The sequence below is a fragment of the Gordonia sp. UBA5067 genome, assembly GCF_002414845.1.
Classification (GTDB): domain Bacteria; phylum Actinomycetota; class Actinomycetes; order Mycobacteriales; family Mycobacteriaceae; genus Gordonia; species Gordonia defluvii.
Map to the genome: position 1 here is coordinate 23,105 of NZ_DIAX01000022.1, position 6,966 is coordinate 30,070.

The window sequence follows — 6,966 nt, forward strand, 5'->3', positions numbered from 1 at the left end:
TTGTCAGTGCGCGTTTGCATACTTGGGATATCGCGAATGACTTTGGGGCATCGCGACATCACAAGGAGGCAATAGTGAAGGTCAACGCACTGCTCGACGTCAACATCGTCGCCCACGAATCCAGCGACGAGGTCGCCATCCTGCTCGAGCTCGAAGCGCCCGCTATCGCGGTGGACGCTGAGCGGCCACCGGCCGCGCTGCAGGTCGTGTTGGACCGTAGCGGCTCGATGAACGGAGCTCCCCTCGACGGCGCCAAGGAGGCGCTCATCGCGCTGGTGCGGCGTCTGCGTCCGAGTGACAATGTTGGGCTCGTTACCTTTGATGACTCGGCGCAGGTCGTGCTGCCAGCCGGGCCGCTAACCGATCCGGACGCCGCCATTGCCGCGATCGACGCGGTTGAATCTGGGGGAATGACCGACCTGTCGGCCGGCTACCTGCGGGGGATTCGCGAGATTCGCCGGGTCGCGCGTGCTGGTGGCACGATGCTGGTCATCTCCGACGGACACGTCAACGAGGGCATCCGGAAGGTCGATGAGTTCGGCGCGGTTGCCGCTAAGGCGTATTCCGACGGCATTGTCACCTCGACCCTCGGCTACGGCGTCGGCTACGACGAGACATTGTTGTCTGCGCTATCCAAGTCTGGATCGGGCAATCACGTCTTTGCTGCCGACCCCGATCAAGCGGGCGCGGCAATTACCCAGGAAGTCGATGGACTGCTCAGCAAGGCGGTGCAAGCGATCTCGCTGACTGTGCGCCTCGATCCGTCGGTGGAGGTACTCAAGCTGTACAACGATGTTCCCGCGCAGCAGGTCGGCGACACCACGATCATGATTGAACTGGGCGACCTGTATGCGGAGGAACAACGCAAGATCCTGCTGAAGTTGGGGGTGCCCGCGCTGAGCGGATTGGGGCTGGCCACCATCGCGACCTTGGAGGTCGCCTATGTGGAACTACCCGGACTCGTCGAGCAGGTCGTCACCCTGCCGATCAGTGTCAATGTCGTCCCCGGCGACGAGGCGGCCGGTCGCGTGCCCAATCCCACCGTCCATTCCGAAGTTCTGTTCCAAGAAGCACAAGACGTGAAGCGACGTGCGTCGGAGGCCTTCGAACGTGGAGATTTCGACGAGGGGCAAGCACTCTTGGGTGACGCGGCAACTCGACTGTCCGAATCGATGGGTGCGGCACCTGACGACGACGGCATTGTGGCCGGTATCCGTGCTGATCTTGCCGAGGTTGAGCGAATGAATGAGCTATCGATCGTTTGCGGGATCGAGGCCGGCTCTGAGGTATCGAAATTGAGCCGCGATTCTCACCACCGTATGAACCGGCAGCGTGGGCGCGGGCCCCGAGCACCTCAGCGATAGGATTGGACGCATGAGTGTGGCTACCGACGAACTGATGGATTTCGACGACGTCATCGCACGTTTCGACCCGGTGTTGGGGATGGAGGTGCACGTCGAATTGGGGACCGCGACCAAGATGTTCTGCGGCTGCCCGACAGCGTTTGGTGCCGAGCCGAACACCCAGGTGTGCCCGGTTTGTATCGGCCTACCCGGATCGTTACCAGTGGTCAATGCCGCGGCCATCGAGTCGGCCATCCGCATTGGCTTGGCGCTGAACTGCTCGATCCGCCCGTCGAGTGTCTTCGCGCGGAAGAACTACTTCTACCCCGACCAGCCGAAGAACTACCAGATCAGCCAATACGATGAGCCGATCGCCTTCGACGGCTATCTCGACGTCGTCTTGGCTGACGGGACACCATGGCGGGTGGAGATCGAGCGTGCCCATATGGAGGAGGACACCGGTAAGTCGCTGCACATCGGCGGCACCGGACGCATTCACGGCGCCAGCCACTCGTTGCTCGACTACAACCGCGCCGGGGTGCCGCTGGTGGAGATCGTCACCCGGCCCATCACCGGCGCCGGCGAGCGCGCGCCGGAGGTGGCCCGCGCCTACGTCACCGCGCTGCGCGACCTACTCAAAGCCCTCGGCGTCTCCGATGTGCGTATGGACCAGGGCTCATTGCGGTGTGATGCCAACGTGTCGCTGATGGCCAAGGATGCCGATGAGTTCGGCACCCGCACCGAGACTAAGAACGTGAACTCACTCAAGAGTGTCGAGATCGCGGTGGGCTACGAAATGCGCCGCCAGGGCGCGATTCTGGCCGCCGGCGGTGAAATCGTACAGGAGACGCGTCACTTCCACGAGGGTGACGGGTCGACGTCGGCGGGCCGCCGCAAGGAGACTGCCGAGGACTACCGCTACTTTCCCGAGCCCGATCTGCCGCCGGTGAGTCCTGCGGCCGCGTGGATCGACAAACTGCGGCAGACGTTGCCGGAGCTGCCGTGGATCCGGCGCGCCCGCATCCAGCAGGAGTGGGGGGTGTCCGACGAGGTCATGCGCGATCTGGTCAACGTCGGCGCCGTCGAGCTCATTATCGCCACCGCCGACGCGGGTGCCTCGCCGGCGGCGGCGCGCAGCTGGTGGGTGTCCTTCCTCGCCCAACAGGCGAACAGCCGCGAGGCCGAGCTCGCTGACCTCCCGATCACTCCGGCACAGGTCGCGCGGGTCGTCGCACTGGTCGACGAGGGCAAGCTGACCAACAAACTCGCCCAGCAAGTCGTCATCGGCATTCTCGACGGCGAGGGCGAGCCGGACGAAATCGTGACCGCCCGGGGTCTTGAGGTGGTGCGCGACGATTCTGCGCTGCAACAGGCCATCGACGAGGCATTGGCCGCCAACCCCGATATTGTCGAGAAGATCCGTGGCGGCAAGGTCGCTGCGGCGGGCAAGATCGTCGGCGATGTCATGAAGGCCACCCGTGGCCAGGCCGATCCCGCCCGCGTCAAAGAACTGGTACTCGCGGCCTGCGGGTAGGCGACGCTACATATTGCTTTCGCCGCCGGCCCCGGAGGGGACCAGGAATCGCACGACACGATCGTCGGTGGAAACGACTTTGGGTCCGTACTGCTTGTTGACGGTCGCGAACTGAATGAGTCCGTTGCCAACCGGGCGCATCCGGCCGATCGCCCCGTAGCGCTTCTCCAGCACCGCCACGGGTTTGTCTACCGACGGTTTTTCCGGTGTCGGCTCTTGCAGCGTCTCGATCCGCTGCGTGCGGATCGTGGAGACGGCGATTGTTCCGGCAGTGACCGCGCAACCGCCGAGGCCCGGTTTTTCGGGCCAAGACCACACCGTGCGCAGCGAGTTGCCGGACACCTGGGAGAGACGGTCGGCATTGTCGGTGCCGTCGGCGACGAAGATGGTGCCGTTGGACGGGCACAGGGCCGGATTGGAGCCCACCCCAGAGGCCAAGACCTTCGGCGGCGGATTGGCCCCCGACGAGAACCCGGTCACCACGAGGATCTTGCCCGCCAGCGATGCGGGGTCGGCCGCCGCAGCCGGGTTGCCGGCATCGCCGGTGGCGACGATCAACTCACCGGGCGACCGGAAGAACATGGAGCCGAGGTTGCCCGTGCGCCCCTTGGGAATGCCGGTCAGGATCGGCTTGGCGACGTCACCCTGGGCGATTCGGACGATCCGGTTGTCGGTGGCGGTGGTGATGTAGGCATACATGAGCCGATCCTGGCGATACGTCGGCGACGGGGTGAAGTCGACGAGCCCGCCGTCGCCGGACCCGTCGACGCCCGGCACGGTCACGACGACCTTGTGCTTGGAGAAGCGCTTGGCGGTAATGATCCGGCCGGTGGTGCGCTCGGCGACAATCGTGCTGGTGCCGTCGGCGTCGCCGGGCAACAGGCCGGCCGTGGATTCCAGGCACGTCGTGATCACATTGGGGTCGGGGTCCACGCACGGGCCGGGCGGCGGTGACGGCAGCCCCTGCGGGGGCGGCGGCGGAGTCTTCGGCGGTCGTTTGACCTCGAAGGACTCGTTGTTCTTGGAGAATGGCCCGGCGTTGCGCTCGCTGTCCTGCTTGCTGAAGTCGGCGCAGCCGCCCAGGGCACCGGTGGCCAGCACCGCGAGTGCAGCGCTCAGCGCCAACGCGGAGCGGAAGCGGCGCGGTGCGCGCAGTGGGCGCGCGGCGTCGACGGCGGATTCGGCGGGCATGGAGACCAGCCTAGCGATTGCGGCCCGGTCGTCGCCGATGACACCGCCGTGGTCGTCGGACAATCGGGTGACTGCGGTCTCGACGGCCGCCGTCGCGTCTGCCCGCGAGTGGTCGGCGTTCACGATAGCGTGGAGCAATGGGTTCAACTGGCAGTGCCGAATCGGGTGGCGACGACGGCGAGCGTGACGACAAGTACCGTGTCGAGCAGTCCCGTGTTCCCGCTCCGCCCAGCGGTTTCTCCCGCATCGACAGCCTCGACGACCTCGACGACTACTACCCGCCGAGGACGGGCGGGACCGGTCCCGGTGACCAGGTGGTCGCCGCCGGTGACGAGTCGGCGCCGCCGGCGGACGACCCGGCCCCCGCGACACCCGTCGCCGACGAGCCGACCGCCGACGACCCGACCGACGACGAGCCGACCGACGTCACGCCCACGGCCACCGAGCGCCGCTCACACCGCTGGAACCGCAAGCCGTCGATTTCTGCCGAGACCCCGATGACCCTCGACGACGCGTCGGGGGCGGAGGCCGCCGGCCCCGACGAGTACCCGCCGCTCCCTCTCGCGGCCCTGAACGAGCCACCGCTGCCCGAAACCGTTCCCACCGAGGCCGTGCAGCCGGCCACTCCGGTCACACCGCCCGCCACGGTCGCCGGGGCGCGTTCATCCGCGCCGGATGAGGACACTGCCCCGGCGCGCACCGGGGAACCGTACGAGGAGCAGGGTGAGTCGCTGCGCAGTCGCCGCATCACCGAACTCGAGGACGATGTCGCTGAGCTGCGCCGATTGAGCCGGCGGGGAACGCTGGACCTGGGGCTGTTGCTGCTGAGGCTGTCCGTGGGAGCCTATCTGGCCGTCGACGGGGCGCGGAAGCTCTTCGGATGGCTCGACGGACCCTCGCTCAACGGGTTCGAGACGACATTGTTGAATACGCCGAACCGGGCGATCGGTTTTGACGAGCAGTCCGCGGGCGTCGTCGCGATGGGCTGGTCCGTCACGCAGCTCGTCGTCGGCATCCTCCTGATCGCGGGCTTCCTCACCCCCCTCGCCGGGGCGTTCGGGCTGGCGGTCGCCTCCCTCGACCTGGCGCTGGGGGTGACCGTCGCCGGCGGAGTGCACCTGTTCGCCGATCAGAAGGGGTCGGTGGCCGTCCCGGCCGCACTCGTGGTGCTGCTCGTCACGATCATGCTGTGCGGGCCCGGCCGGTATTCGCTCGACGGCCCGCGCCGGTGGGCACGACGCCCGAGCCACGGTTCGGTGGCGCTGGTGCTGATCGGTGTCGGGATCGCGGTCCTCGTCTGGATGCTGTTCAACGGGACCAATCCACTGGCCTCGCCCGGAAATCCGGGCTAGCCGCACCGAATCAGTCGACCTGACGCACCGCGCCTCGGTCGGCCGAGCTGGCCAGCTTCGCGTAAGCGCGCAGCGCTTTGGAGACCGAGCGCTGCCGGTCCTTGGGTTGCCAGGGATTCTCGGCGGCTTCCATCTTGGCGCGGCGCTCGGCGAGGGTGTCGTCGTCGACCAGCACCTTCAGGGTGCGGCCGTGCACGTCGATCAGGATCTCGTCGCCGTCCTCGATCAGGCCGATAGCGCCACCGGCCGCGGCTTCGGGGGAGGCGTGGCCGATCACCAGGCCCGACGAACCGCCGGAGAAGCGGCCGTCGGTGACCAGGCCGCAGAACTTGCCCATCCCGGTGCCCTTCATGAACGCGGTCGGGTGCAGCATTTCCTGCATGCCGGGACCGCCCGCCGGGCCCTCGTAGCGGATGACTAGGACTTCACCCTTCTGCAGTTCCTTGGCGAGGATTGCGTGCACGGCGTCCTCCTGGCTTTCCACCACACGAGCCGGACCCTGGAAGTGCCATAGCGATTCGTCGACGCCGGCGGTCTTGAGGACCGCGCCGTCCTCGGCAATGTTGCCGTGCAGGACGCAGAGGCCGCCTTCGACGGTGTATGCGTGTTCCTTGTCGCGGATGCAGCCGCCGGCGGAGTCGGTGTCCAGCGACTCCCAGCGGTTCGACGTAGAGAACGGCTCGGTGGTCCGGACGCCGCCGGGAGCGGCGTGGAACAGATCGATCGCCTCGTCAGTGGCGGTGCCGCTCCGGATGTCCCAAGCGGCGAGGTAGGCCTCGAGCGAGGGTGCGTGCACCGGGTGGACGTTGGTCTTGAGCAGACCGGCCCGGTTCAGCTCACCGAGGATCGCGGGGATGCCGCCGGCCCGGTGGACGTGCTCCATGTAGTAGTCCGGCGAGTTCGGTGCGACCTTTGCCAGGCACGGCACGTTTCGCGAAATGCGGTCGATATCGTGCAGATTGAAATCGATTTCGGCTTCTTGGGCCGCCGCCAAGATGTGGAGCACAGTGTTGGTAGAGCCGCCCATGGCCACGTCGAGCGTCATCGCGTTCTCGAATGCGTCGCGGTTCGCGACGTTGCGGGGGAGCACCGACTCGTCGTCGTCCCGGTAGTACCTCTGGCTCAACTCGACGATCAGCTCACCGGCCTTGGTGAACAGGCCGCGTCGGGCGGTTTGGGTCGCCAGCGTCGAGCCGTTGCCCGGCAGCGACAGTCCCAGCGCCTCGGTGAGGCAGTTCATCGAGTTCGCGGTGAACATTCCCGAGCACGAGCCGCAGGTAGGGCAGGCCGACCGCTCGACGTCGAGCAGTTCCTCGTCGTTGACGTTGCTGTCGGCCGAGGCGATGATGGCATCGACCAGGTCGGAGCCGGGATGAACGACGCCGTTGATGACGACGGAGGTGCCCGCCTCCATTGGACCGCCCGAGACGAAGACCGTCGGGATGTTCAGCCGCATCGCGGCGTTGAGCATCCCCGGGGTGATCTTGTCGCAGTTGGAGATACACACCAGCGCGTCGGCGGTGTGCGCGTTGACCATGTATTCGAC

Annotated in this window: 5 protein-coding genes; 3 read left to right on the forward strand and 2 right to left on the reverse strand. The window is 66.7% G+C overall.

Annotation, left to right across the window (positions count from 1 at the left end; genetic code table 11):
* The first annotated feature begins 74 nt into the window (after positions 1-74).
* Complete coding sequence (locus B4M62_RS03270; protein ID WP_290705110.1) at positions 75-1,364, forward strand: vWA domain-containing protein; 1,290 nt, start codon at positions 75-77, stop codon at positions 1,362-1,364.
* Positions 1,365-1,374: 10 nt separating this feature from the next.
* Positions 1,375-2,877 (forward strand): Asp-tRNA(Asn)/Glu-tRNA(Gln) amidotransferase subunit GatB, encoded by a 1,503-nt coding sequence (gene gatB, locus B4M62_RS03275; RefSeq protein ID WP_290705113.1) that lies wholly within the window; start codon positions 1,375-1,377, stop codon positions 2,875-2,877.
* 6 nt (positions 2,878-2,883) lie between these two features.
* Here the strand turns inward: gatB and B4M62_RS03280 are convergent, their stop codons facing one another.
* Complete coding sequence (locus B4M62_RS03280; RefSeq protein WP_290705116.1) at positions 2,884-4,068, reverse strand: PQQ-dependent sugar dehydrogenase; 1,185 nt, start codon at positions 4,066-4,068, stop codon at positions 2,884-2,886.
* Positions 4,069-4,205: 137 nt separating this feature from the next.
* On the opposite strand from B4M62_RS03280, the gene B4M62_RS03285 reads away from it, so the two are divergent.
* Complete coding sequence (locus B4M62_RS03285; protein WP_290705119.1) at positions 4,206-5,420, forward strand: DoxX family protein; 1,215 nt, start codon at positions 4,206-4,208, stop codon at positions 5,418-5,420.
* Between the two features lie 10 nt (positions 5,421-5,430).
* Here the strand turns inward: B4M62_RS03285 and ilvD are convergent.
* Positions 5,431-6,966, reverse strand: a 1,536-nt coding sequence (gene ilvD, locus B4M62_RS03290) for a dihydroxy-acid dehydratase (protein ID WP_290705122.1), incomplete at its 5' end; no start/stop codon positions are given.

Excerpts from the sequence above, each read along its gene's own strand:
- gatB (WP_290705113.1), top strand. The coding sequence starts at position 1,375 with ATGAGTGTGGCTACCGACGAACTGATGGATTTCGACGACGTCATCGCA.
- B4M62_RS03280 (WP_290705116.1), bottom strand. The coding sequence starts at position 4,068 with ATGCCCGCCGAATCCGCCGTCGACGCCGCGCGCCCACTGCGCGCACCG.
- B4M62_RS03285 (WP_290705119.1), top strand. The coding sequence starts at position 4,206 with ATGGGTTCAACTGGCAGTGCCGAATCGGGTGGCGACGACGGCGAGCGT.